Annotated in this window: 20 protein-coding genes; 11 read left to right on the top strand and 9 right to left on the bottom strand. The window is 35.8% G+C overall.

Annotated features, from left to right (window positions below; translation table 11 throughout):
- Positions 1 to 239 precede the first annotated feature (239 nt).
- Both V7O62_RS02645 and V7O62_RS02650 read left to right on the top strand, forming a co-directional pair.
- Positions 240 to 797 carry a flavodoxin family protein gene (locus V7O62_RS02645; protein WP_406657470.1) on the top strand — a complete coding sequence of 186 codons (558 nt, stop codon included), beginning with the start codon at positions 240 to 242 and terminating at the stop codon, positions 795 to 797.
- A gap of 259 nt (positions 798 to 1,056) precedes the next feature.
- Positions 1,057 to 1,743, top strand: coding sequence for a molybdopterin-dependent oxidoreductase (locus V7O62_RS02650; RefSeq protein ID WP_406657471.1), 687 nt, complete (start codon positions 1,057 to 1,059; stop codon positions 1,741 to 1,743).
- 151 nt (positions 1,744 to 1,894) lie between these two features.
- Here V7O62_RS02650 and V7O62_RS02655 read toward each other — a convergent pair whose 3' ends face one another.
- Genes V7O62_RS02655 through V7O62_RS02670 form a run of 4 tightly spaced genes read right to left on the bottom strand, consistent with a single transcriptional unit; the run spans position 1,895 to position 3,448 of the window.
- Positions 1,895 to 2,329 (bottom strand): Ada metal-binding domain-containing protein, encoded by a 435-nt coding sequence (locus V7O62_RS02655; protein ID WP_406657472.1) that lies wholly within the window; start codon positions 2,327 to 2,329, stop codon positions 1,895 to 1,897.
- Between the two features lie 53 nt (positions 2,330 to 2,382).
- Positions 2,383 to 2,556 carry a hypothetical protein gene (locus tag V7O62_RS02660; protein WP_406657474.1) on the bottom strand — a complete coding sequence of 58 codons (174 nt, stop codon included), beginning with the start codon at positions 2,554 to 2,556 and terminating at the stop codon, positions 2,383 to 2,385.
- A gap of 27 nt (positions 2,557 to 2,583) precedes the next feature.
- Positions 2,584 to 2,943: a DNA-3-methyladenine glycosylase family protein gene (locus V7O62_RS02665; RefSeq protein ID WP_406657475.1), complete on the bottom strand. Its 360-nt coding sequence runs from the start codon at positions 2,941 to 2,943 to the stop codon at positions 2,584 to 2,586.
- A gap of 31 nt (positions 2,944 to 2,974) precedes the next feature.
- Positions 2,975 to 3,448 (bottom strand): methylated-DNA--[protein]-cysteine S-methyltransferase, encoded by a 474-nt coding sequence (locus tag V7O62_RS02670; RefSeq protein ID WP_406657476.1) that lies wholly within the window; start codon positions 3,446 to 3,448, stop codon positions 2,975 to 2,977.
- 379 nt (positions 3,449 to 3,827) lie between these two features.
- On the opposite strand from V7O62_RS02670, the gene V7O62_RS02675 reads away from it, so the two are divergent.
- The 7 genes from V7O62_RS02675 (at position 3,828) to dgt (ending at position 15,749) form a co-directional block, all read left to right on the top strand.
- Positions 3,828 to 3,998, top strand: a complete 171-nt coding sequence (locus V7O62_RS02675; protein WP_406657477.1) for a hypothetical protein — start codon at positions 3,828 to 3,830, stop codon at positions 3,996 to 3,998.
- A gap of 144 nt (positions 3,999 to 4,142) precedes the next feature.
- Positions 4,143 to 5,183, top strand: coding sequence for a hypothetical protein (locus tag V7O62_RS02680; RefSeq protein ID WP_406657478.1), 1,041 nt, complete (start codon positions 4,143 to 4,145; stop codon positions 5,181 to 5,183).
- A gap of 447 nt (positions 5,184 to 5,630) precedes the next feature.
- Positions 5,631 to 7,817, top strand: coding sequence for a Cache 3/Cache 2 fusion domain-containing protein (locus tag V7O62_RS02685; protein ID WP_406657479.1), 2,187 nt, complete (start codon positions 5,631 to 5,633; stop codon positions 7,815 to 7,817).
- A gap of 624 nt (positions 7,818 to 8,441) precedes the next feature.
- Entirely contained in the window at positions 8,442 to 10,115 is a 1,674-nt protein-coding gene (locus V7O62_RS02690; protein ID WP_406657480.1) for an McrB family protein, read from the top strand.
- 4 nt (positions 10,116 to 10,119) lie between these two features.
- Positions 10,120 to 11,439: an McrC family protein gene (locus V7O62_RS02695; RefSeq protein ID WP_406657481.1), complete on the top strand. Its 1,320-nt coding sequence runs from the start codon at positions 10,120 to 10,122 to the stop codon at positions 11,437 to 11,439.
- Positions 11,440 to 11,859: 420 nt separating this feature from the next.
- Positions 11,860 to 14,064, top strand: a complete 2,205-nt coding sequence (locus tag V7O62_RS02700) for an AAA family ATPase (protein ID WP_406657482.1) — start codon at positions 11,860 to 11,862, stop codon at positions 14,062 to 14,064.
- A 152-nt stretch (positions 14,065 to 14,216) separates the two neighbouring features.
- Entirely contained in the window at positions 14,217 to 15,749 is a 1,533-nt protein-coding gene (dgt, locus tag V7O62_RS02705) for a dGTP triphosphohydrolase (RefSeq protein ID WP_406657483.1), read from the top strand.
- Positions 15,750 to 15,797: 48 nt separating this feature from the next.
- Here the strand turns inward: dgt and V7O62_RS02710 are convergent, their stop codons facing one another.
- Genes V7O62_RS02710 through V7O62_RS02730 form a run of 5 tightly spaced genes read right to left on the bottom strand, consistent with a single transcriptional unit; the run spans position 15,798 to position 25,487 of the window.
- On the bottom strand, positions 15,798 to 16,979 hold the full coding sequence (locus V7O62_RS02710; protein WP_406657484.1) for a Wadjet anti-phage system protein JetD domain-containing protein: 1,182 nt from the start codon (positions 16,977 to 16,979) through the stop codon (positions 15,798 to 15,800).
- Complete coding sequence (locus V7O62_RS02715) at positions 16,973 to 20,335, bottom strand: ATP-binding protein (RefSeq protein WP_406657485.1); 3,363 nt, start codon at positions 20,333 to 20,335, stop codon at positions 16,973 to 16,975. The genes V7O62_RS02710 and V7O62_RS02715 overlap by 7 nt, the downstream gene beginning before the upstream one ends.
- Positions 20,313 to 20,945: a DUF4194 domain-containing protein gene (locus V7O62_RS02720; RefSeq protein WP_406657486.1), complete on the bottom strand. Its 633-nt coding sequence runs from the start codon at positions 20,943 to 20,945 to the stop codon at positions 20,313 to 20,315. Before V7O62_RS02720 ends, V7O62_RS02715 begins: the two co-directional genes overlap by 23 nt.
- Positions 20,942 to 22,390 (bottom strand): DUF3375 domain-containing protein, encoded by a 1,449-nt coding sequence (locus tag V7O62_RS02725; RefSeq protein WP_406657487.1) that lies wholly within the window; start codon positions 22,388 to 22,390, stop codon positions 20,942 to 20,944. The genes V7O62_RS02720 and V7O62_RS02725 overlap by 4 nt, the downstream gene beginning before the upstream one ends.
- 37 nt (positions 22,391 to 22,427) lie before the next feature.
- On the bottom strand, positions 22,428 to 25,487 hold the full coding sequence (locus V7O62_RS02730) for an ATP-dependent helicase (protein WP_406657488.1): 3,060 nt from the start codon (positions 25,485 to 25,487) through the stop codon (positions 22,428 to 22,430).
- A gap of 325 nt (positions 25,488 to 25,812) precedes the next feature.
- On the opposite strand from V7O62_RS02730, the gene V7O62_RS02735 reads away from it, so the two are divergent.
- Both V7O62_RS02735 and V7O62_RS02740 read left to right on the top strand, forming a co-directional pair.
- Complete coding sequence (locus V7O62_RS02735; protein ID WP_406658324.1) at positions 25,813 to 26,082, top strand: hypothetical protein; 270 nt, start codon at positions 25,813 to 25,815, stop codon at positions 26,080 to 26,082.
- Between the two features lie 21 nt (positions 26,083 to 26,103).
- Positions 26,104 to 26,319 carry an ArsR family transcriptional regulator gene (locus tag V7O62_RS02740; protein WP_406657489.1) on the top strand — a complete coding sequence of 72 codons (216 nt, stop codon included), beginning with the start codon at positions 26,104 to 26,106 and terminating at the stop codon, positions 26,317 to 26,319.
- The last annotated feature ends 340 nt before the right edge of the window (positions 26,320 to 26,659 follow it).

Here is a 26,659-nt window from a genome sequence, read left to right on the forward strand (position 1 = left end):
GACAATAGTTAATAAGTGAATTCATTTTACTGATTCTAAATTATAACTTCAGTTGATCAGCATACCAACAAACTTCAGGGTGCATTGTCTGCCCGGGCATTTACCACCCAATAACATAGTATACTTTTTATTAGCAACTATGCAAAAAGTGCGTACGAGGTATATATATTGTTGCTGTTAAACAGTATTAATAAGGCAATTCATTTAATTTGCATTATTTAAAGCAGGAAGGTAGTAAAATGAAAGTAGCAGGTTTTGCAGGAAGTCCCAGAAAGAATGGAAACACGGATGTATTATTGCAGCAGGTGCTGGACGGCGCTGCAGAGGCAGGAGCCGACGTGGAGAAGTTCTATATCAACGACATGGATTTCAAAGGATGTCAGGGATGCGATTACTGCAGGACGACAGAGGGATGCAAGCTTACTGATGACATGACAAAAGCCTACGATGTGATCAGCAATGCAGATGCCATTGTTTTCGCTTCTCCCATATACTTCTTTCAGATGACCGGCCAGATGAGGTTATTCCTGGATCGTTGTTATGCGCTTGTGAACAATGATTATTCACCACGTATCGAATCAGGAAAGAAGGTTGTCATAGTAGGTGCACAGGAAGCCCCCAATGTTGCTACTTTTATTAAAGTGTACGAAGAATTCTCGAGCGTACTGCAGAAGTTCTTTGAAATGGACGTGAAGAACATTATTGTGGATGTCGGACATCATGCTCCCGGAGAAGCAAAAAACAATTCTGAACTCATGGAAAAGGCAAGAAGTGCCGGAGTCAGCCTTATTGAGTGAAGTGAAGCCCTAACAGGCTTCATACTTGTTCAATTGTGAATAGTCATTGATTAAAAAATAGCGCATTACTCAACATCAGCTTTTTCTTTAAGTACCAAAAAACCTTTCGATTTTCTTTCCAAGTATCTTAGCTTCTGTTTTAAACAATAGCGATAAAGCATAAAAGCTGCAACCCCGTCACCTGCCGTCCATTCCTCCCTATTCAAATTTTGCTTCTACATCAAAAACCTATATGTCCAATAAGAAACGAAATTAAATTATGAGTAGGGGGACAGGTCCATTAAGAATTGTACCCACCCTTTTAATCCTTGCTTTAATTACCAGCACAGGATGTATCTCTATCTCAGAGCCACCTGCAATCAATGAATCTGCATATATGGAAGGGGAAGCCAGGTATTATGAAGGTGTGAACCTGACACCAATAGCCCAGCAGGGCAATTTCATGTTTAACGGAACACAGTTTATAGACAAAGATGACTACAGCATCCGTGTTGACGGGTTGGTGGACAAGCCTCTGGAACTCGACTACGATGACTTGCTTGCGTACCCAAACACATCCAGAGCAGTTAGGCTCAATTCCGTGGATGGCTGGAGTTTTGATGCAAAATGGACGGGTGTGCCCCTGAGAATATTGCTGGATGAAGCAGGAGTGAATGAAAGCGCAAAAACTGTGATATTTTATGCACCGGATGGGTATTCCACATCCCTTGAACTCGATTATATACTGGAGAATGACATAATTCTTGCATACAGGCTCAACGATATCACCTTGCCACCTGAAAGAGGATTTCCGGTACAGGTTGTTGCTGAAGGCAAGTACGGTTACAAGTGGGCAAAATGGGTGGTACTCATAGAGGTCACGGATGAGCCCTACAGAGGATACTGGGAAAGGAGAGGTTATAGCAACAGGGCCAATGTGGGAGAGTTTGAATACGAAATACCGTAGTCATAACTCCTATTCATAGGCAGAGAATATAGCAGGCTATAAGAAGAGCAACTATAGTTGCTTGAATAATAGTTTTAGCAAAAGAAACCACATTTTAAGTGTCAAATTATTAAAAAGAGAAAGAAAACAAAAAAGTGATACGTCACATTACTCACTGTCCAGAAATAAGTTCGATCGCTCTTTTTGCACGCAGTTTGAGCACATATTCCATGATATTGATACTGAATTTTCGGTAGTACAAGCTGTTCAGATGCTTTGCACTGATATCCATTTGTTCAAATTCAAATAAGAGTTTATCATCCTCTAAAAAATATGTATCACAAATTGTCCTGACCTGTTCAGCTATATGCATCATTTTTTCATTTTCAAGCAAATCAGGTCTGCATTTTTTGCAGGGACGTAAACCACTGGTATAAGCTTCGTCTATGGTTTTGAAAAACTCTACATTCTTCCTGCGAGGCGTTCTTGATTTACAAGATGGTCGGCAAAAAACACCGGTTGTTCTCACTCCATAGAAAAAATTCCCGTCATATGTTTCATCGCAGCTAACAACAGCATCCCATTTTTCATTATCTTTAAGCACCATAGATTTCGTTTCACAAATTTGTTTATAGTATCCTTATTAATATTTCTTTCAGATCACCATTCATGTGCGATCTTCCACAGATATATCGATGCAACCGTACCATAAGGAGAAAATCTTTTCTTATATTCATCAAATTCTTTTTTTGTTAATGTTTGCAAACCATAAAGTTTCATGATACCACGACGGATGGCAAGATCTCCCCAGCTAAGGACATCAGTTCGCTCCATGGAATGTATCAAAAGCATTTCGGCAGTTCAGATGCCTATACCATTAAGAGACGTTAAACGTCTGACTATCTCTTCATCGGAAAGTTCAGGAAACTTTGACAGCTCCAGTTCTCCACTAACTTCAGCTTCGGAGATGCCTTTGATGTATCCTGCCTTACGCATTGATAATCCGCATTTTTGAATTTCCTCAATTGAAGCAGAATTGATTATTTCAGGAGTGATCTCTCCAAAATGATTCAACATCCTTTTCCAGACTGTTGAAGCTGCTTTAGTGGATATTTGCTGGGATATAATACTGTTTATGAATGCAGGAAATATTTCAGGATTTACTTTACGTTCCACCATTCCAATTCGATCAATGGCAGAACCAAGTAAAGTATCCTTCATTTTTAAATAATCCAATTCCGTTTTTCCATATTTATAGATCTTCATATTGTTTTTCCAGTTTCAGTAAATGTTCCTTGACCTCAAGTCCACCACTATAACCTGTTAACTTTCCGTTCTTGCCTATCACCCTATGACAGGGAATAAACACAGGAATAGGATTGCGGTTGTTGGCAAGTCCTACTGCCCTTGAAGCTTTCTGGTTACCAATAATTTCTGCTATTTCCTGATAACAGCGCGTTTCACCATATGGGATTTCACGTAATGCATCCCAGACACGGTGCATAAATTCTGTGCCGTCGGGAGCAAGTGGAAAAGTAAAATCTTTTCGTTTCCCTGCAAGGTAACTCTGCAATTGCATGGCCGCTTCATTTAGCAGTTCTGTTTCATTTACAACGACATCTTCTGGAATATCCTCTCCATGAAAATACAGGTTTGTAATGGCATTCCCATTATCGACAATTCCTATCTTGCCAATAGCCGTTCTGTAGAAAAATATACTTTTCATTAATTACTACTCGCCTCCAAAGTGGAGTAATGTGATTTTGATAGCACTTTTGCCAATCTATCTATTCAGTATACAAGCATGCTATATCAAAAATTGGAAGTTTGTTATAATTATAAAAAAGTATATATAATTAATAGAATATATCCACAGATCTGATTACCAAAGGAGGATACAGTAAGATTGTGAGAATTTTGTGATATGATTTATGTGTTTTATATTCACAGTTTCCAAGGAATAAACACTTGGCACAGTTAGAACACCTTCAATGTATAAAGTTGCATATTGTTTTCAGAAATGTAATGTACTATTATCAAAAAATGATAGAAAATAAAGTAAAAATCGTACCAAGCATTCTAACACAAATCTATGAGGAAATACCATGACGAACAAAAGAAACAGACTAGTTCCGTATGATATGGTATCACCCGGTTTTGAGGCGATATATACGGGTGAGAAGTCTTCATCTGAAGGTGAAAAAGAAGACATTATCACAAATATTGCTTCGGATAATGAAGGTAATGAGATATTAAGATGGCCGGTTTTTTCCTGAACGTTTCCTGACCAGGAAAAGGACTGGGATGAAGAAATTAAACACATCAATAACATACAGAGTAAACTGGGAAATCTGGATGACGGCACTCGCCAGATTCGCGCTCATACAGCAAGCCTTGTACCATGTGATAGTGGATTCCCAGTGACTGTTGATGAATTGTTAAACGCCATCGGTCGAGGAAAACTGGATGAACCCTCATTTCACAACGGCTGTTGGTGCCCCGGCATGTGGTGGAAGCAGAGAACTACCCAACCGTCTCATATGGAAAGCATGAGGAGAATACACACCGTACTGACGGGTTATCTTGCGGCTGAGGGCAAAGAGGAGTTTGTCAAGAGATACCCTTATGCTGAGGGTTTTATCAATCGTACGTACGAATGGCTTGGGCCAGTGGATAAATTGACGGACGTCCAGAAGCTGATGATGAAACGGATGCTTCTTACTATTGATTTCTTTACCAGAAACAGCTATACAATGAACTTTCCATCATCGGACGACATCGAACAACAAATGGCCGAAGGCAAGGATCTTTTTGAGGACGGTGGGCGTGGAACATCTCTCGATGAAGAAATATCGAAGAATGCAGGTCTACCGAAGATTTATCCCTGGTGGGCCGAAGAGTTCAAAAAAAGCCTTGATAAGATTGATGATTCCCAGAAAAGGGAGTTGTACAAGACTTGTGCCCACATCGCATCAGGAGTGTACACTCTGTCTGATTGTCATCACAACACATTTCGCTACATCGAAGGCTGGATTCACGGAATTGGAACCGACAAGCTAAGCATACAGACCCGGAAGTCTGGAACGGAAAAAGAAAGACTTGGACACCTTCTATTTGGTTATGTGTTAGGACTTGATAAGTGGCTGCTTGGGATACCGATGCAATTGTTACTGCTTGACTTGGGACACATCGACCTTGGTTTTGACCCAAAGAACGAGATTCTGCGAGTGTATGCTTATCTTGGTGAAGAAAGAACGCCTGTAAAAGAATGGCTGGCCGCTTGCTTATGGCACAACCTTATGTACAGTCCCATAGACGCAAATTTCCCTGCTGGTCTTGTTCGCCACGATAATTTGCTAGAAGATGCCGGGAAAGCAGGTATCAGTCTGCGTGAGTGGATGGATTCTGTTTTGGGAAATGATTCGTATAATAAGTCAGATGGAATCATCATAGTTTCCTAATTTATCCTATATTCAGTATACAGAAATTGAATAAGAGTATTTATATATTATTTAGCGAAATAGTTTAATGCAAGATATTGTGCAAAAGTTAAGCAGACGATGCAATATCCCCATACATTTTATCCAAAAGTTCGAGTGACTATATAGTAGCTGAACTTTAAAATTTCAACAAAGGAGTATACTGAAAAAGAATTACATGCCTTCCTGATCCAAGATGAAGAAAAGGTAGACTACACACTACTATTCAATAGCAATACAAAAGTATCAGAATCTGGTAAGTCTTTAGTTAATGAAGAGTTAGTCACCTATGCCGATGATGGTTATCAAGAATATCTGGAAACAACATATTTGATGTACATATTCAGGTGAAATTGTTTCATATACATCGGGGTATGCTAGGTGGATTTAAAAAAAATAAGTATTAGTCATAAAATATTGTTAGTAACTTTGATATTAACTATATTACCTGTAACTATTGTTGGTTTTTATGCTTACGAGCAGACAGAAGCCGGTACCTGGTCTCAATTGGAAGACTACTTGAATGACCAATTGTTCCTTGAAAAGACATATATCGAGTCTACTTTCTCCCTTGCACAAGACAAAGTAAACAGTGACCTGGGAGTTGCAAGGACCGTTTTTTACTCAAAAGGTAATCCTGAAATCATTTATGGACAAATGGTATTGGGAGAAGATTATGTTGTCAACAATAATTTTGAGATCGTTGATGATGTCAAGAATATGGTAGGAGGGACTGCGACTGTATTCCAGGTAGTGGATGGAGAGGCTGTAAGGATCTCTACTAACGTCATCACCAATGAGGGAGAAAGAGCAGTCGGTACCATAGTGTCACAACCAGTGTATGAGACAGTTGTCAATAAAGGTGGAGTGTTCTATGGAAGAGCATGGGTAGTCAATGCCTGGTATCTGACCGCATACGAACCGATCAGAAATAGTGATGATGAGATTATAGGTATTCTTTACGTTGGTGTTCTTGAAGATCCATTTATCGACACCATAAGGGACCATATGAGTGAAATTGTTGTAGGTGATACTGGATATATCTATATAATGGACTCAAAAGGAAATCTTGTACTTCACCCTAGTATGGAAGGTGAGAATGTCTATGAGCACGACTTTGTAAAAGATATTATCAATAACAAAGAAGGCATTATCGCTTATGAGTGGAAAGGTCGTGAAAAAATTGCAGGTTACACGTACTTTGAGCCAAATGATTGGTATATAGTATCAAGTACTTATTATGAAGAGTTTGCAGGTCCCCTGCTGGCAATCAGGAACAGTTTAATAATGGCTGTTTTAGTCTTTGTGATTCTTGGTGTTTTAGCTGCATTCCTTCTAAGCAAATCGATTTCCGGTGGAATTCAAAAAATAGTTACTGAATTTGATGACATAACCAATGCTACTCTCCAAGGTAAACTGGACAAGAGAGCAAATATTGATGTCGGTGTTGACTTAGAAGCGATACCCAGAGGTTTCAATCAGGTACTGGATGCTGTGGAAGAGAACAAAGAAAAGCTCCAGGCATTCATTGACAATGTTCCTGTCGGGATATTCCGTACTAATTCTGATGGAAAAGCTCTTCGGGCAAATCCTGAGATGGTACGAATCATAGGCAGAGAGAGTAAAGAAGAAACTCTCGAACACATGCAGAATGTAGGAAAACAATTGTATTTTGATCAGCAACGTCATGACGAGCTTATCAATGTCCTTGCAAAACATGGTCATGTTGAAAATTTTGAATTTGAGGCTTTACGTGCAGATGGTGAACATGCCTGGTTAATGATCAATGCAAGAACAAATGTAAAAACAGAACCAGGAGATAATTCGTTTTTAATAGATGGTTTTATCCTTGATATTACAGAACGTAAACAAGCTGAGATGGCACTTCTTCATGCTAAAGCCCTAGCTGAAGAATCAAATCAAATTAAATCGGATTTCATTGCAAACATGAGCCACGAACTTCGTACACCACTTAATGCTATTATTGGTTTTTCCCAAATGTTGAATGAAAAAATAGTTGGGGATTTGAATGAAAAGCAAACTCGTTATACATTCAATATACTGAAAAGTGGTGAGCATCTGTTAGAATTGATCAATGACATACTCGACATCTCAAAGATAGAATCAGGTAATATGGAATATTCTCCTGAGATAATCAATCTCAAGGAGGTAACTGATGAAATCATAGCATTGATGGATCCTCTTATTAAAGAGAAGAATATTAATCTGGAAATCAATATCGGATTCGAGAATCTGGAAATAAATGCCGATAAGATTAAAGTGAAACAGATTCTGTACAATCTTCTTAGCAACGCCATCAAATTCACAGATGCAACTGGCGATGTATGGCTTGACTCTAAAATAATGGATGGCAATGTTCAAATATCTGTCTCAGACAATGGTATTGGCATTCCCCTGGAACAGCAGAAAACTATTTTTGATTCATTTAAACAAGCCAGTTCATTCACAAGCCGCACTCATGGCGGGACAGGATTAGGGCTTGCAATTGCAAAATATTATATCGAGATGCATTCAGGGGAAATACAAGTTGAAAGTGAAGTTGACAAAGGAAGCACTTTCACATTTACAATACCTATAGATTCGAGATATAATTGAGAAGTAATCATGAAAAGAACTTCAATTAAACCCGCCTCATTTTGGCATTACTCTTTCTCACAACACATCCCTATTGCAAAAATAACAACTAGAAAGCGTAGTCATTCTACAAGAATCAGCATAATCACAAGCATAAAAGATCTGGCATAAAGTTTCTAAGACAGATCTACCTAAGCAAATTGAGCCAAGTACTAGCCCAGTCCTTTATTTTGTAGGACTATAATCTTTATTTTGATTTTTTAGTTCTTGTATAACCTTACGACCAATCTGTTTAGTGTGAGTTTTACCTTTTTCTTCTATGTCAATTTCGAGCTCTTTTTCAGAATTAATCTCTTTTAGTAATGGTTTTACAGTGCTCTCATATTTATCTTCATCAAGATTGAAAATCTTTATTGAATCACTCTTGTATCTTTCAAGTCTGAAATGTCCTCGTGAAGCTTTTACACATACTAAGTCTGCGACGCTACCAAGCTCATAAATTATTTTTTCTGGATTAGCTATTGTTCCTTTTATGTGTCTGATGAAAGCCTATTTGAAAAATTTAAATATTTTAAACGAATTTACGACTAACATTACATAAAATATTAGAATTACAGTTTCACAGGTTAAAAGGAATGTATACATATGGAAACTGAAATACATGACCAATTATTACAAATCCCTCTAAAAGAGCAAAAACTCTACAAAATGTCACATGGTGCCTTTAAACTAAAAAAACATGCTGACATATTAGAAATTTTAAAACAAAACAACTGGATAGTACTTCATGAAAGCACCAAAAAAGGCCAAGCTGAGAGATTTAAAAATACACTTGATGCTGGTGATTATGTGTACATTACCGTTGGAGGAGATGAAGTTTATTCAATAGCTAAGATTAAGCCTGGGCCCTGGCAATATGTTCCAGAAGACATTACTGGTGAGTCTGGATGGATCTACAGGGAAGTTGAATACATCAAGCCTGCAATCAAAAAGTACCCTTACGGAATAAAACACAAAAGAAACGATATCTATCCAAGTGGTAACAGCACTCTTTCAGAGATTACTCCCAAAGATCTGAATGAAGCTAATGAGATACTATTCAAACCTTATTTTGGTGTGGAATTCATATCCGATAAAGCACCACCTGTAAAAAAGGAGGATGACCTGCCTAAGCATCCATGTAACATTATATTGTATGGTCCTCCTGGTACAGGAAAGACCTACAATACTATTGATAGAGCAGTTGAAATTATCACTGGTTATAGTGGAAATCATGATGAAAATAAAGAGGTCTTTGATTCATTAAGGGAAGAAGGACAAATCGAATTTGTTACGTTCCACCAAAATTATGGTTATGAAGATTTTATGGTAGGTATTCGTCCAGACCTCGATGATTCCGATCTTAAGTTCAAAAGGACAGAAGGAATATTTTATAAACTATGTAAAAGAGCAGAGCAAAATTACTTGCAATTCCAAAACATAATTGATGCACTAAGGCCCTTCGATGAAGTATTCTTCGAATTTATGGAACCCTTAGAAACCGAGAATAAAGAAATCGAAGTTAAAATGCTTTCTGGAAAGGTTTCCTTTTGGATCACAGATATCGATCCTGATAATGGTAACATCAGTTTCAGAAACAGTGTTGGAAAATCAAGTAAGCTAAATATCAGCACACTTAAGGGACTTTATGAAGGTACTAAAGAACTTAACAGTGGTCGTAGATCTTATTTTGACCCCTTGGTGAATGAATTACTGGAAAGAGGAAAAGAAGTTGCAACACAAGTTCCACTCAAAAGATATGTCCTCATAATTGATGAGATCAACCGAGCCAATATATCAAAGGTCTTTGGTGAATTGATTACGCTTCTGGAAGAAGATAAGCGCATAGGAGCTAATAATGAGCTGATGGTCAATATTCCAAATGAAGATAAGGTCTTTGGAGTACCTCCGAATCTTTATCTTATAGGAACCATGAACACTGCTGATAAGTCAATTGCCCTTATCGATATTGCACTTAGAAGACGTTTCGAATTCATTGGATATTTCCCAGATTATACATTATTATCGGATGAGAAGCGCAGCATTCTCAGACATATAAATAAGGAGATACATGAACGCAAGAAATCAGCGGATTATCTGATAGGCCATGGCTATTTTATGAACAGTATTGGTATACCTGATGTTCTTAGCAATAAGGTGATACCACTTCTAATGGAATACTTCTCAGGTAAAACCGATATTGTTGAGGAAATCTTCAAAGGAAGCAGTTGGTCAGTGAAATATGATACTGAACAATACGACTGGCAAATACAGCAGTAGACCAATGAAAAAGATATTTGAATACGATGAGAAGGTCAAAGTTCCTGACCGAGTTTCTCTTGAATCCTATTTGTATTCTCTGTGGAGAGAATACAAAGAGGTTTGGCCACCTAAGAAAGAAGATGATTCTCTCAATAAGAGAAAAAAGTACCAGCCTTTTTTGATGTTTGATGGGGATCTAGCCAGAGCAAGGAACTACGCAGGCTTCATTCATTTTGAGGATTTCAAGGTAGAGATATTCCCCAAGATTTTCAAAAATACTGTTGATATTAGCAGAGACCACATGCATCGTCATTTGTTCTACTGGTTGAGTTATTGTAATAGAGTGAAATTCCCTTTCAATCAGGCATTCCTTGATAAATGTGAGATATACGAATTGCCAGAACTTATCATCTACTTATTTGCAAATCAAATACATGAAGTTGTAAGCACCCAGCCTTATTCTGTTTATGAAGAAGTATCTGAGGCTTTACAAACACCGCGTGGTCGAATAAATTTCACCCGTTATGTGGATCTGATTTCATATTGCAATTATCACCAGATAGATTGTGATTATGAACCTTTTGTGTTTGACAATTCACTGAATCGTACAATTAAATATTGTACTAGATTATTGCTTTCAGAAGCTAGGATTTCTGAAACCCAGAGATTGTTGAATGATATCATTTTTGTGTTGGATGAAGTGGATGATCAGGTATGTTCCCCATCGCAACTCTCGAGCTTCCAAATATCCCCCATATACGGGGATTATGAAGAGATTGTTCATATCTGCAGTATGATACTGGAAACTCAGGTATATTCACATGAGAACTATGATATGAAGAATTGGAGTCTGCTATTCCCTATGGAGCTTATTTTTGAAGAGTTCATAGCAGGCTTTATTCGAAAACATTTTAGTGACACGTTTAAAGTGGAAGCTCAAAAATCAGACCTTTATCTACATGATGATCCAAAAACATTCAACCTCCAACATGATATTTTGCTCACGAACAAGGAAACTGGTGAACAGATAATCATTGATACAAAATACAAACCACGCTGGGATTTGGAGAGTGGAGATTCAAAGAAGGGTATTTCTCAATCTGATATGTATCAGATGGTCAGTTATGCTTATAGAAGAGGGAATGATAAGGTTTTACTCATCTATCCTAATACATCTGAGGAATTGGCAGAGGACTATACTTTTGTTGTCAAACAAGGTGATACGGACGGATGCATTAGAATAAAGGCTGTAGACGTTCCATTTTGGTCAATTGATGGGTATTTGTGTGTTGAAGAGAGGCTTAAGTTTAAATTGGGACAGGTGTTGGATGGAGATTTTTGAGGGAAACAAAAACGTTTGATAATAAATGAAGAACACCAGGTAATTTTGTGTGCATGAATATTATTTTACCATGAATGCCCAAGAAAACGGTATATTATGATTTCAATCATTTTTGTAGAATTACAGAAAATAAAAAGAGCAAACTTAAATAAATTTAAGAATTTTAATGAAAAGTACAAAAACTGAAAGGCATGTTAGTTTTGTTAAAAGAAAAATTAAAGATGAACATTTTAGAAGCAAGAAACCTCGGATGCAGAGTTCTTTCTTAGTTTTATTACTCTCTTGAGAAATAATCACTTGCTTAGTGAAATATAACAAAATAAAAACAAAGTCTTGGGTAAATCGATTAAAATCTTTAAGATTAATTAGGTTGGGAAAAATGATGAATAATGGGATATTTCTGGGATTGGTGAAAAAGAAATGATAGAGAGGATCGATACTATCAAAAATTTTGGAATTTACAAAGACTTGACATTTTGTGCACCTGATTTTAAAAAGTACAATTTAATTTATGGATGGAATTACTCAGGTAAAACAACATTATCTAGATTATTTAGGTGTATTGAATTGAATAATCTTCATCTTGATTTTTCTGATGCGCAATTTGAACTTACAGATATTAATACTAATAGAATTAAACATGATAGTTTAGATAATTCTTCATATCAATTCCGTATTTTTAATACAGATTTTGTAAATGATAATCTTTATTGGGACGATCAAGAAGCTAATCCGATTTTTATTTTAGGAGAAGAAGATATTGAATTGCAAAAACAAATAGAAGAATTGGACACAAAAATTGATAATTTACAAAATGAAAAAGAGGACCATAGACAAGAAAAATTGAGACATCTTGATGATTTAGAGAAAAAATTAACTGATAAAGCAAGAGAACTCAATAGAATAAAGACACCCTATAATAAGTCAAAATTGAAAAAGACATTGGAAGTATTTAGAGATACCATAGATGAATATTTCTTGAATGAAAGGGAACTTGGCACATTAATTGAAACAATAAACACTCCTTCAAAAGATAAAATCTCTGAGATTTCATTTCACCTTCTAGATAAAGAAAAAATAGAAAATTTTAGAGAACTGTTAGAGAGGACAGTTATAGCACAAACAATTGAAAAGCTTAAAGCTAATCCTGAACTTAACAATTGGATTCAAAAAGGACTTATTTTACATAGAGATAAAAATCAATGTGAATTTTGTGGAAATCAACTTGATGTTAATTTACTGGAAGCATATGAAAATCATTTTTCTAAAGAATATGAAATTATACTGTCAGAATTAAACGCACAGATTGCTGAGCTGAATACTTATCAAATTTCACTTTCCATACCCGATGAAAAAAGAGTTAATCCTCAATTAGAAGATGGCTATATAAAAGCAAAAGATAATCTTGATAAGTCCATAAATACTTACAATGACAAAATAAAAGAAGTCAGTGATTTGCTAAATAAAAAAATGAATAATCCTTTTGATAAATACACTGATAGTTTCCCCATTTTTAGTATTAATCTTATTATTGAAGATCTCAATGCTCTCAATGAAATTATTAATAAACACAATAATATTTGTGATAATTTTCAAAATGAGCAAACAGAAGCATTTACAAAAATAGAATTGCATTATGCATGTGAATTCAACAAAGACAATGATTATTACATTAAATTGGATGAATTACTCGAGTTTGATATCAAAATAACTTCAATAGTCGATGAAATTAGAGAACATGAAGCTTCATTGAAAGAAATTAAATCAAACTTATCTGATATTGGAAAAGCTGCAGAGAAAATAAATGGGGAATTACAAAGCATTTTTGGAAAAGAGCATATTAAGTTAGAAGCTATTGAAAATAATAAGTTCCAAATTTTACGAGAAGGAAGAGAAGCTAAAAATTTAAGTGAAGGCGAAAAAACGGCAATTGCATTTTCATATTTCTTAACTCGTCTCGAAGATCAGGACACAGATATTTCCAATGCGATTATTTTCATTGATGATCCTATTTCTAGCTTGGATTCAAACCACCTGTACAATACATTTGCAGTAATAAAATCCAAACTAGAAGACTGTAATCAGCTTTTTATCTCTACACATAATTTCGAATTTTTCAATTTAATGAAAGACTGGTTTAAAGGTATTAGAGGAAATAGAGAAAAATGTCGCTACTATTTAATTGAAAGAATAACTAAAGATACTGCTGAAGTATCAGATATACGCGAATTACCTTCTTTTCTGTTAAACTATAAATCTGAGTATCACTATCTATTTTATAAAATAAAATCTTTTGATGATAACCCAACAACTGATTTCGAAAACTTATATCAATTACCAAATATAACTCGTCGATTTTTAGAAGCATTCACTGGTTTTAAATATTCATTTGGGCTAAAAAAGGGACTTGAGCTATTAATAGAAAACGAAAGTAATCGAATAAAAGTTGATAAGTTTGTAAATAATTTTTCTCATCAGACGGGTCTCTCTCGATCTTTGATTTTAACAGATGTTCATGAATGTAACAGTATTTTGCATATTGTTTTGGAAGCTGTAAAGGCAAAAGATTTAGATCACTATACGCGCTTAGAAGAAATCTACTCTGAAGCAACAACAGCAGTCTAAAATTGATGGAAAATATTAATTTAAAAAGTGAATTACTGCAAACAATAATACAACGGATCTAAACAAACATGAATCACAAGTTGCAGCAAGAATATCAATCATCTGATAGATTGAATCAGGATATTGAAGCGAAGGTCACATTGAATTCCCCTATGCTAGAAAAAATAAAGAGAAGTGAATTTGCAAAAGATAGGGATAGAATTCTCTACTCAAGGGCTTTTAGGAGGCTGCAACATAAAGCTCAGGTGTTTTCTAATGACAAAGGTGATCATTTTAGGACTCGTTTAACACATACACTAGAAGTTAGTCAGATTTCCCGAAGTCTTGCACGATATTTTTATGTAAATGAAGACTTGGCTGAGGCTATTGCAATAGGACATGACATTGGTCATACTGCTTTTGGACATCAGGGAGAAAGAGTTTTAGATAAAGTCATGAAAGGCGAAGACGACCTGGGAATGGTTAAATATTCAATAAATTACGGGGGATTCAAACATAACTTCAATGGCATACGTGTTTTGGATGTTGTACAAACAAAATTCGAATCTAATGATGGGTTAAATCTTACATGGCAAGTGCTTGAAGGTATCCTGAAGCATACAAAAACAAAGAGATGCAGCGATTGCAAGAATTGTGGAAATTGTTGGGATATCAAAAAGTTTGTAAATGACCAGGCACTAATTCCAAGATTGTACTTAGATAAAAGACACTCAGTAACCATAGAAGGTCAAATAGTTGCTATTGCAGATGAAATTGCACAAAGGCAACACGATATAGATGATGGTTTTAGAGACTATTCACTTAAACTAGATGTTGACTATGTTTATTCGAAAATAATAGAACTCTGCAATGATATTAGTTATGAATATACATCATTAGAACACGAAGAATCTCTTTCATTGTTGAATGATTTAAAAACAAATTTGGAATCACATAACGAATCAACGAAATTCTATAAGCAAGAAGTTTTAGTAAGAGATATAATCGAATATTTTATATTAGACGTTCTAAAACATTCTGAAAAAAACCTCCTGCAGATATCGAATCTAATAGATGACAGCAGCAGGAAAATAATTGACCAAGATTTAATCAGTTTCTCACCAATTGGTCAGGAGCTGAACATTTCCATTGAAAAATTAATCAAACAAAGAATTCTCAACTCGTGGGAAGTAAACAAGTTTGATGGGAAAGCACACTATATAACAAGACAACATTTCAAGGCATATTATCGTAATCCACTTCAAATGCCAAGTTATGTATTTAATAGATTATTGTCGAAAATCAAAGATACTTCTCATATATATGATATTGAATTAAAGATAGGTAACAATGGAAAAAGAAAATTGAAGGATATTAATTTTGATAGTGATAGAAGTGAAATATCCATCTTGATTGAAACTCTTAAAATTGAAAATATAAGCAGAAATGTAATTCTACCTGAACAGTCTGGTAGACTGTTTTTTAAGTCGGAAAGGGAAAGAAACCCTTCTACTGATGGTATATTAAAGAGATTAAAATCTATAAATACTCAGGATATTAGCAAATTAGAGTCTCAAGAAGATTTATTTTTGAAATGCTTGTTAGAATGCAATTACATCTATCTATCAACTATTTGTGATTATATTTCAGGTATGACAGACAACTATGCAAAGAGCCAATTTAAGGAATTGTACTTAGTAGATTAATCATTCAAAGTTGTAATTGAATTTGAAGAAACATGACAATATTAAATATCAAATATTCACAATATCATATATCTTCTTCAAAGCATATTCATGAGTAATCTTTTCCTGTTCTAATCGGTTGTTCTTTTCAAGATTGCTGAGATGTTCGAACAACAGATGTTCTTCACTGGTCAGGTTCTGCAGTTCTGTAACGTTAGTATATGCTCCTGTAACGACCAAATCTTCAAACTCTCTGAAGGTATCGAAATCCATCATACAAGATTGCGTTTGTGGGAAATAACTCCGCATTTGTGACAATATCTGGAAACCATGTGGATCAATATCTCCCCAGTATATAATTTGTTTATCAGATAGCCATTTTGCATTTTTCAGCATAACTATATCAAATCCCTTACCGAACACAGCTATAGATTTTTCCATAGATGGCATGGTCAGGAAAGTGGTGAGCATATTGGTCTTGTTTTCAACAACAAACACATTATGACATGGTATATTAAGTTGATTGAATTGGCTCTGTGGAATACTCATATCATCTATACCATTGAAGAATTCCAGTGCTATTTCAGAATCGAGTATTCGGAATCGAACTAATTTTTCATCATATTTCAAATTGAAGCGTTTATTGAAGTTTGTTTCATCTTCATTCAGGTAATCTGCAATAAGGATATTCAGAAGAGGTCGGATGATAGATGTGTTTTTTTCAATGAATTTAGTGGATATGTCCAAAGGGATTTCACGGATGAATATATGTGGCTGTGGGTTCTGGATAAAATATTTGCACACTTTGATTATATCGTCCCATTCATTTAGATTGCCAATAACTTTTTGTGGGCTAGATTTGATCCATGGTATCAATTGGGGAAGTTCTTCCGATATCTGCTGTACAGTAGATAGAAATTGGTGATATTCTGTTTCTCTCCGTATGAACTTAAGGTAATCGTCGAGGGTTTCGAAAAAAATCTTGTTCGGTAACTGCTGTTTACCTATCTCTCTATGATTCTTCTCAATTAATTCTATCGTGTAGCCGTATCCTTTCTTTTCTTTTGATCCATTAATCAGATTACTGAGTTCGTCCCGAATTAGGGATATATTTCCACGGGCATCCTTTGGTTTAATTTTACGAAATCGTATGTATATAGGAAAATCTGGAGTATCCTGTATCGATGATACCAGAATATCTGTATAGCAACGAGATGCTTTTGTTCGTATCTCATTGGGTTTGATTAACACGCCATCGCTTCCTGTTGCCTCATTGTTTTTTCCTCTCTATACTTCTGTATTGTCATATTAAGTATTTTTGAGTTATCTCCATTGACTGTATTTGATACTACATGGATGAAATTAACATAATCTGCAATTACATCAATGCTTCTTTCGGGGGTAACGACCAATATCTGAAGGTTCAATTTATCAAATAGATCAAATCCATATCTGGTAGTGTCATCAGAAGCTCTTGGGAATGCTTCGTCAAGTATAACAAAACGGAACGAATTGGATTCGGGATTGTCTCCACCTGGTCCAAATCTATATGCAAGAGCAGAAGCTAAAATTGTACACGCAAGTTTTCCTTTCTGGCCACCAGATGATCCGTCCAAATCGCTATAAACGCGAATAATGCGATTATCTGTACATGATTTTTCTTCTGCTGCATACACTAACCAGTTCCTGACATCTGTTACAGTGTTTATCCAGATGTTATCGGATGTATCTGTTCCTTTGAATTTATCTAAAAAACTCTTTACTTTCTGGAAATTTTTTTCGTTTTCGTTATCATCTGGTAGTATACTGTTTTGTAAACAATCTTTCAGTTCGTTCCTAAACTCTCTTATTGTCTGACTAGTTGTTTTTTCAGTTGTCAATTGGAAATATGTGTTTGGATTGTATTGCAACTCACGAAGGTATTCGTTAATTTTATTAATATCTCGCTTGATTTTTCTTTCTGCGTCGTGGAGTTCGGCGGAGAAACGGGAAATTGAATCCCATGTGTCATTTTGCAGTTTTTTTCGAAATTCATTCTCATGTTTTGGTAGATCATCTTCCAGTAATCTTGCGTAAATCTTACTGTAAGTAGGAATATCTTCAATATGATTACCAAATTCAAATGTTTCTTCGGGATAAGCAATTCTGTATTCTGTCATACTCGATACAATATCATTGGTTAGTCCTCTGAGTCTACTATTTTTTGTATCGATGGTGTGAGCCAATTTAGATTCTGTGTCGCGATGTATTCCTTCAATCGAATCTAGGGAAATATCCTGTGTTGTCAAATGGACTAACACATCAGGTAATTTCTCTTGTCCGTGGTATGGATTTTCCTTCTGTGTTTCGATACAGTCGCAGAGTTCGGTTTCCCTGTTCCTAATACTGTCGCCTTTGCGCGTTTCTTCGCGCTCAAGTTTTGTTTTTTCGTCGTCCTTGCGACTTATTTCTTTTTTTAGTTCGAGTAATTTATCTTCCAGAGTTTGCAGATCATTTGAACTTTCCCTGATTTTTGTTATCTCTTCCTGATGTTCATTGATGTTGTTGACCACGGATTGCCAATCAATACTATCAAATCTTTTAATGGAAAGGATACTACTAAGTACGGTTTTATCTTCGCCCAATTTTTTCTGTCCTTCTTTGAGTTGGGCTTGCTCGCTGGCACATTTCTGAATACTTCTGAATACTTCGTCTTTATGTGCTTCCATTATTCGAACTTTTTCTTTATTGTCCCACCCAAGAACATATTTCCTTCGATTCTGCAGGTCCCACCGATCATCTTTTTCATGTTTGCCACCACTGCCTTTTATCTGTCCTTTTTGAGTAATTGCTCTTGGTTCTTTCTGGAAATCCTCGATGTTGTCACAGCAGACAAGATTGAATCTTGTTATTAGTTCATTATATATCCACCCATGAAACCTTGAATCTTCATTGGATTCTATTTTATCGACAACCATATCTTTTTCGTGTTTATCTATTTTAGATTGTCTAAATCCATCGGGAACTCTAAAGTAAACCAAGCGACCTTTTAAATTAGTTTGATTGACATATTTACTAATTGTCTTATAATGTTCTTCTGGTACAAGCATACTTAATCCGAAGTTATGCAGGAGCCTTTCCAGTGCTCCTTCCCATTCACTCTCATCTGACCTGACTTTTATGAGTTCTCCTACGAATGGTAGTTCTGCTACATCAATGGCACAATTTCTAAGAATATCGGCACGAATTGCCAGATTATCAGATGGTATCTGAGTAGTTCTCAACTTCAATGATTGAAGTTCGTCATCCAATTCACTAAATTGTTTATCCAGATCTTTTTTATCGGCAAATGCTTCGCTTATTCCATCTGTAAATTCGTTCCATTTGTTATCTATTTGTGTCAATTTTTCATTAGCAATATTGTTAGCATTTTTAAAGGCAACCTCATTGTACGGTGGAGCAATTCCAACGGATATACAATTTTTGACATATTGTTCATGTCTATCTTTCTTTTCTGTTTTGTCTTTTTCCAGAGTTTTAATCTCTTCTTGCAATTGCCGTACCCTATTTCCAGCAGCATTTTGGGATATTGCCAACTCTACTTTAGATGCGCTATCTCTTAATTGTTCAATTTCATCCTTTTTTCTCTGGATCATTTCTTTCAGTTCAGCGAGCTCAGTTTTCGTGAATTTAATGAACTGGGTAAGCATATCATATTTTCTTTCTCCAATGTAATATGGCAAATACATTTTGCAGCTATTTAACTCTTCAATTTCCGAGTCAATTACCTGAAATTTTTTGATATTTGTTATCATTGGTCCAAGCATAGATATTTGCTTCTTATCTTTTTGGATAGATTCATATATGCTTGTAAGAGATTTGAAACCCCTCAACATTTCTTTGATCATGCCTGTGAAATTGGTCTCTTCGAGCATATGATGTCGCATGAATGGGGTTAGTTCATCAATATTCTTCATCGAGACGGTTTGGAAAAATAGATCCAATACCTTTTCAGATCTTATACCGAAATATCGTTGAAACGACAGACTATATTCGCGATGCGAATCGAAAACCAAAGTATTTGGTAGATTCTTAATACGTTTCTTTATAGCAAATATGTCTGTCTCACCGTCCTTGAGTTCGATGTGTTCCTGGAACGACAATTCTTCTTCTGAGGTAACAAAAAATTTTTTCACTTTTTCTCCATCGGTGGAAAATATCTGTGCCAATGTCATTCCTTTCTTGATACCGCGATTATAGAAGTAGCATAGTAAGACAGAGTAGTTGCTTCCATCACGTAGATTGACAGGTTTTGCATTGTTATAAGTGTCTTTTTCGGTTGTGTAACTTCCGAGCACATATGATTTAACTGATCTTTCGCCCTTCTTTGCATCACCTGCCTGGTTATATACGATTTTAGAAGGGTGGACCAGTAGAGTAATTAATGCATCGACCAGTGTTGATTTACCTGATCCATTGGCACCAGTCATCAGTGAATTGAATCCTTGTGGATCGATAACCCAGAGGTTCTGGTTAAATGTACCCCAATTATAAATTTCAAGTTTATGTAATCTATATCCTTTTAGATTACTATCATCAAGATAATCAGCTATTAGATTCTGTGGCATCGTTTACTCCGCCTTCGATGTCATTCTCATTTATTTCATTTTTATGTTCAAGCAGTTTGTCTTTGATCACGTGGAGAATTTCGTTATCTATTAATGCAAATAATATTGATCGTATCTCAAAAGTATCCTTTTCAGTGCGCAGTTCTCTCAAGAATCCATATTTTTTAACCTTGTTAATGAGAATATCAATCTTCTTATCGGTTTTTGCTCCATCGGAAGATTTTTCCATATATGGTTTCATTATGCTGATTATAGTCTTTCGATCTATGGTACAGAAAGGTGACCTGTCGCTTGTTTCTTGTTGATCTTCATACAATTGTTCTACAAGAAATACACATAATAGTGTTTCATGATAAGAAAGCTGCTTTTTGCTTATTAAAGACGGAAGTGCTTGTTCAGTTCGTTCGTCATTACTACGCTGTCTGAGAAAAGCATACCCATCGTCTTCATGAATGATCAGTTCGATGCCTATGTTTGCAAAATATTCTTTTAGTACTGGTTTATGTTGAACAATATTTTCCCATGTGACTTCATCATCTTTGAATACATTTCCTTTTAGTAGTTTTATAACCGATATGGCATATGGAAGCTGTCTATTATTTTCAATCATATTTCACTCCGACAAAATATTATCTGGGGGATTTGTACCAAAAATTGCATTTGATTGATATTATTCGAAATCATTTTTATTTCTGGAATATTTCCATTTATGACAGCATTTTCATCATCTGACGCTATGGTGATATAAGCTACCAATTCATCAATTCCTTTCTCTATGGGATACGCTTCAATGATTGTTTTTAATGATACCTGAGAATGCTTTTCCAAGAATTTTTGTATGCGTCCCTCAAGTTCTTTTTTATCAATACTGAACCGATTATATAGGATTGAAGCATCATTATCATCTGCGGAACCGAGAACAACTTCTCTTTTTTGCAATTTTGTTGTTGTCTTTGATGTCCATAATGTTCGGTCCATAACCATTTCGATATCAGCTTTGTCACCAAGCTCAACAAAATTTACATCGGTGGGTGGATTATCTTTTATTTCAAACGCCACTGATTTAATATTTCCAATAACTTCCATTATTCTTTTATTTTCCAGAAAATTTTGATTATTGAGGAATCTACTTAATTGTTCAGCAAGTGAATGATCAACTATCTGAACTCTGCCACCTGCTCTACTTAATTTAATTAACATGTTTTCAAGAATAGATGATTGTTGCTTAACTTCCTGTATTTGTGGAGTTGCAAGAACCATTCCAATTAGCTTCTCAAGTTCATCTTGTTGATTATATGATCGGAGCAAGTTCCTGAGTGCTTCAAGACTTTTTCCCTGGTCGGAATTGAAGATAATATCCTCGGCTGAGACCACTTCATCAAGTACCTCACCTTTTTGAACATTTACCTGGAGTAATTTTTTTCTGGTTTCTCCATCAAGCACACGAAGATTGTGCTCAATCTCCTTGAAATCTGTTAACATGTTGTCTACAGTTTCACATATATTGAAGTATCGTTCTCTTATCTGTGTATCAGTAAGTGTATCTACGATACCTGCTTCTGCTTTTTCGATTTTAAGTTCGATCTCTTGTTTTTGTTTCTTCAGTTCGTTCAATTTTTCAATCGGATTATCCGTATTGGTATACGCTAGTTCTTTAAGGGTACTAATAATTACCAAGAGGCGGGATTCGGTACCAACAAATTTTCTGGTCTCAATGAGGTTTTTGATCCAATGAAGTGCATTTTCAGTATGATGTGTCAATTCAAAATATATCATATCATCCGAAGAACTACGAAAAGTTCCCAGGAATCCCGAATTTGTCCAATCTTCTAGATATTCAGATGGTTGTCTAGGATATTTTATACTTTCTTGTTTTTCTAAATGGTAAAGGTAATTTGACAGATTTGATTTTAGTTCATCCTTTGGAATTTCATGAACCGTGGTTTCTTTGAATTGTTGATTGAGAAAACTAATTATCAATGGACTATTGTCGGCATTGATTATTTTTATAGCTGGATGTTCATCCTTCAAACGTTTAATATCACGATGTTCCATTTATGCTCTCCACATATTGTTCAAAAAGTACAGTTATTTATTTTCCATTTCTATCGCATATTCCCTTATAATCACAGAACCGACAGTTCGGATCCTCCTTCACTTCAAAATCTTCCCCTAGTATACGAATTACATTATCTTTGATTCTGCCAACAACAGCTTCAACACCTTCTTCACTCACATCAATCAATCTAATGTCAGCAACACCTGGATTCACATACATATGGCCTGCCTTCACTGGCAACTTACCATACATTTCCCTTACAGCAGTACAGTATAGAGCTATCTGAACATCATCAAGTAACTTTTTCTTGGAATAAGGAGTCTTATTTGTCTTGTAATCGATGACAATATAATCCCCATCAGGGGTTACATCTAAACGATCAATGGAACCTCCGAACTTAGCACCATCAAGACTTAAATCAAACCATTTTTCGACCTCGATTGTCTCATTGGGATTAGTACTTTCAAAATCCACCCAGAAATCAAGCATCTTTTGCATCTTGTCGTGTTCCTGATGTTTCTGTGTTTCAGAATCAAAACCAGAAGGATCCCATAAAGATTCGAGTAGTTCTCTAGCTACAGAAATATCTGGGCTTTCTCCCTGCATCATCAACTTGGACATTTGCTCATAGACTGCGTGCACATCCGTACCAACCTGGAAGAAAGTCTTTTGTGGTGTTGGTATTTTGAGCACGTAGCTGTACTTGAACTTAAGAGGACAATCTTCATACCTAATGATTGATGATGCTGAAAAGTGCATATCATCTTTCACAAGTGATGGTAATCTACCATCGATCATTGATTCCAATTCATCTGAAGGGACTGGATTTACCCGCAGAAGTTCTGAAGCATCAAAAGCTTGAAGATTACCATTTGATTCAAGTTCCCTAATCTGAGCAAGCACAATCAAAGACTCAATAGCTTGTTTTATCTGCCCTTGACCAGTATATGTTCTTACAAGGCGTTCAAGCTCATCCTTTTTCCTTTTAAGTGTAGAATCTTCAACAACATCGCAGTTCTCCTCATAATAGGGAGCTTCAATGAAGTCCACAAGTGGATTGTCCATATATCCAATATTCTCAAGGAACTCACTGGGTTTTACACCACGTTTATTGCCTGTATACCTCTCTGGAAACACAAGGTAAAGTTGTTCCTTTGCTCTTGTCATTGCCACATATGCAAGCCTTCGTTCCTCTTCAAGGTGTAAAGTCTTATCATCAGCATCCCTCTGAACACCCTTTGCCAGCTCGGTAGGAACAGTAAACTTCTTACGTGTGAGCTGTAGTGGAAGATGCCTTGCTGCCATATCACATACAAAAACAACCTTTGCTTCCTTACCTTTTGATTGGTGTATTGTCATTATCTTGACAGTATTGTCATCACTGGATTCCCCATCTTGAATTTCAAGATTGAACACAAGGTCTAGATGTTCAATGACCATTTCAAACTCAGAACCACCATTGATAAGTTCAAGATCTTCGACCATGGACACTAGCGAATTAAGGATTTTGATGTTCTTTCGGGATTGAACAGTGTCCTCTTTTAGTTGTGAACGATAGATATCTGTCATATCTGTAAGCAGGTACTTGACAGTGTCAGAAGGCAGATGATTTTTCTTAAATTTAGTAAGCTCATCAAGCCTTGCAACAATGGACCGTATAAGAGGTTCCTGGGTAATACCAGCTTCTTCAAGATGGTGTAACAGAACAGAATAGATACCATCACCCTGGTTGTCCTCTTCCTTAGTTAACTTACGCGCAAACGTGTTGATTTTTTGAAGATTATGCTCACTTAAGCCCTCTCTGCTAAATATCTTTGCAAAGGCAACACCATTATTGAATGGGTCTGCTACCACTCGCATATAGGCAATTGCTTCCTGAACTATAGGGAATTGGTTCAACTGCAATGAGCCAACATATTCTGAAGATATGAGATACTTATGGAGTGCATCACTGAATTTCTTACCGTCAGCACGTTTTCTTGTTAGTACGTAGATATCTTTAGGTTCCAATCCCTGTTCGTTGACTAATTGATTGATCTCTGATGCTACCCACTCAGCTTCACTTACATCATCTGGTGCCTTTACAACTTTAACATTTGAACCATCACCATTATGTGAAACAATTTCTTTTGCTTCCCTTTCTGGATTAAAACCAATTAGTTCTCTTGAAAGATCAACTATCTGAGAACTGGAACGGTAGTTCACTTCAAGGGCTATTTTATTAAGCTCAGGATAGTACTCATTCAACTGTTTGATATTTGATAGATAAGCACCACGAAATCTATAGATACACTGATCATCATCGGCTACGCACGTTAAGTTATTGCCCTCTGCCAGTAGACTGACAAGATATAACTGAGAATAGTTTGTATCCTGGAATTCATCTACAAGAATATAATCATAATTGCTCTTTACTTTGTTTCTGACAATGTTATTATTCTCAAGTAGCAGACATGACTTTAAGATCATGTCACCATAGTCAAGGAAGCTATTGTTATGCTTATATTGTTGGTATTGTTCATAGAATCTTGCAAAATCCTTTAATTTCAGAAGAGTATCTTCTTTCTCTTCGTCAAGTTCAGCACCTGAAGCTAAATAAGCACCAACATAGTCATGAACATCTGAAGGCAGGATGAGATGATCTTGGAATTGTGAAACACCTTCAAGCAAGCTATCTATAAGGTCATAAGGAGTATGAGGAATAATTATTGTTTCAAATCCGAAGGAATCCACATGTTCTATTCCCCATACATTTGCATGTTCTTTTGAGATAATCTTTGCATTGGAATTTTCACCGAGGTCAAAAGAGAATTCTTTGATAAGATTGTTACAAAATGAATGAAATGTAGATACATCGGTACCGCTTCCAGTACCAATTATATTCTCAATCCTTTCCTCCATTTCTCCAGCAGCTTTTTCAGAGAAAGTCAATGCAAGTATCCTTTCAGGATTCAGTCCATTTTCAATTAATTTTACGACCTTTTCGGTAATCGTGAAGGTCTTTCCTGAACCAGGGCCTGCCAGTATAAGCAATGGCCCTAATGTGTAGGAAACTGCATCTGTTTGCTTGGAATTTAGTTTTGCTTCAACCAATCTAATCTCTCCTTTTTACAAAAATCAAACTAGTCTGCCATCATTTAGAAAAATAAAATTTAGAAATACGTTTTTAAGTTCCTTGGACAACATATCACCCATTTCACTCTAAATATAGTTTATTTTCATTAAAATCTTTTTATTTGATTATGTGAGATTTCAGGATTCTGGAACGAAAGGAATAATTGTCTTTTTTGTAGGCAAAATGACCAGATTACTGGCCTAATGCTGCCTTTTCCCTATCCCTTTTGTACCACCAATCCCAACCCGACACATCCATTCACTAAATAATACAGTAACTCGCCTCTCTCCATCAAAAATTATTATTTTAACAGAAGAGAATGCAGTTGACAGGAAAGTTCAGGCCGAAAACACTCTTGAAGCTACTCTTGGGAAGGTAATTGAAATAAAAAAAGCAATAACATCTCTTTATGATCCTGTTAGGGTTGCAAAAGATGTTGTAGATATTATTGAAAAAGAACATGCATTGGGTAGGAGTGTTCTGATAAATGTATCATGCAGAAGAAAATCTCAGGCCTTCGGTGCATTATATGGTGCCTTTGCAAGAAGTGATATGGTCAAAAAAGTGGTGTAAGTTACCGAAGAAGGTAACTTCATGATTGAATTCCCTATTTTGAGCTTTAACCTGTCACCTACAAAGAAGTTGATACTTGAGATGATACAAAATGGTAATGTTGAAGTAGAGAATATTGCAGCAACTATAGGCATCTCCAAAGGGATGACATGTAACCATTTGAGGGAACTTAAAACCATGGGATATATTTCAGATGATGGAGGATATTCCTTAACGATTCGGGAAAATTGGCTGTGATATGATACTACCTATGACATCAACGCTATACTAATACACTAATTTGTCTAGAAAAATGTTAACAATTCTTTTTTATCAAATTCCAAAATATCAGTATCATATCCGTAAAAGCAAAATCAATAACAATAATGGCAAACCTTTGTTTGTAATCTCCTTGGATGAAGACTTTACCCCCGCCACAGAAGTTATACAACTTACAGCAGATATCGAAGCTAGACTTGAATTCCTGGAAAAACAGCTCTCGCTCTTAGAATCTCAATCAAACAAATCTGAAATTCCTATTACACAAGATGATGCTAACTACTCCCAAAACAACATGAATGACACTAAAAAACAGCAA

This window comes from Methanolobus sp. ZRKC2 (genome assembly GCF_045291185.1).
Taxonomy (GTDB): Archaea; Halobacteriota; Methanosarcinia; order Methanosarcinales; family Methanosarcinaceae; genus Methanolobus.

Excerpts from the sequence above, each read along its gene's own strand:
- V7O62_RS02725 (WP_406657487.1), bottom strand. The coding sequence starts at position 22,390 with ATGGAACATCGTGATATTAAACGTTTGAAGGATGAACATCCAGCTATA.
- V7O62_RS02660 (WP_406657474.1), bottom strand. The coding sequence starts at position 2,556 with ATGGAGCGAACTGATGTCCTTAGCTGGGGAGATCTTGCCATCCGTCGT.
- V7O62_RS02740 (WP_406657489.1), top strand. The coding sequence starts at position 26,104 with ATGATTGAATTCCCTATTTTGAGCTTTAACCTGTCACCTACAAAGAAG.
- V7O62_RS02665 (WP_406657475.1), bottom strand. The coding sequence starts at position 2,943 with ATGAAGGATACTTTACTTGGTTCTGCCATTGATCGAATTGGAATGGTG.
- V7O62_RS02715 (WP_406657485.1), bottom strand. The coding sequence starts at position 20,335 with ATGCCACAGAATCTAATAGCTGATTATCTTGATGATAGTAATCTAAAA.
- V7O62_RS02720 (WP_406657486.1), bottom strand. The coding sequence starts at position 20,945 with ATGATTGAAAATAATAGACAGCTTCCATATGCCATATCGGTTATAAAA.
- V7O62_RS02645 (WP_406657470.1), top strand. The coding sequence starts at position 240 with ATGAAAGTAGCAGGTTTTGCAGGAAGTCCCAGAAAGAATGGAAACACG.
- V7O62_RS02655 (WP_406657472.1), bottom strand. The coding sequence starts at position 2,329 with ATGGTGCTTAAAGATAATGAAAAATGGGATGCTGTTGTTAGCTGCGAT.
- V7O62_RS02675 (WP_406657477.1), top strand. The coding sequence starts at position 3,828 with ATGACGAACAAAAGAAACAGACTAGTTCCGTATGATATGGTATCACCC.
- V7O62_RS02700 (WP_406657482.1), top strand. The coding sequence starts at position 11,860 with ATGATAGAGAGGATCGATACTATCAAAAATTTTGGAATTTACAAAGAC.
- V7O62_RS02695 (WP_406657481.1), top strand. The coding sequence starts at position 10,120 with ATGAAAAAGATATTTGAATACGATGAGAAGGTCAAAGTTCCTGACCGA.
- V7O62_RS02670 (WP_406657476.1), bottom strand. The coding sequence starts at position 3,448 with ATGAAAAGTATATTTTTCTACAGAACGGCTATTGGCAAGATAGGAATT.
- V7O62_RS02690 (WP_406657480.1), top strand. The coding sequence starts at position 8,442 with ATGGAAACTGAAATACATGACCAATTATTACAAATCCCTCTAAAAGAG.
- dgt (WP_406657483.1), top strand. The coding sequence starts at position 14,217 with ATGCTAGAAAAAATAAAGAGAAGTGAATTTGCAAAAGATAGGGATAGA.
- V7O62_RS02650 (WP_406657471.1), top strand. The coding sequence starts at position 1,057 with ATGAGTAGGGGGACAGGTCCATTAAGAATTGTACCCACCCTTTTAATC.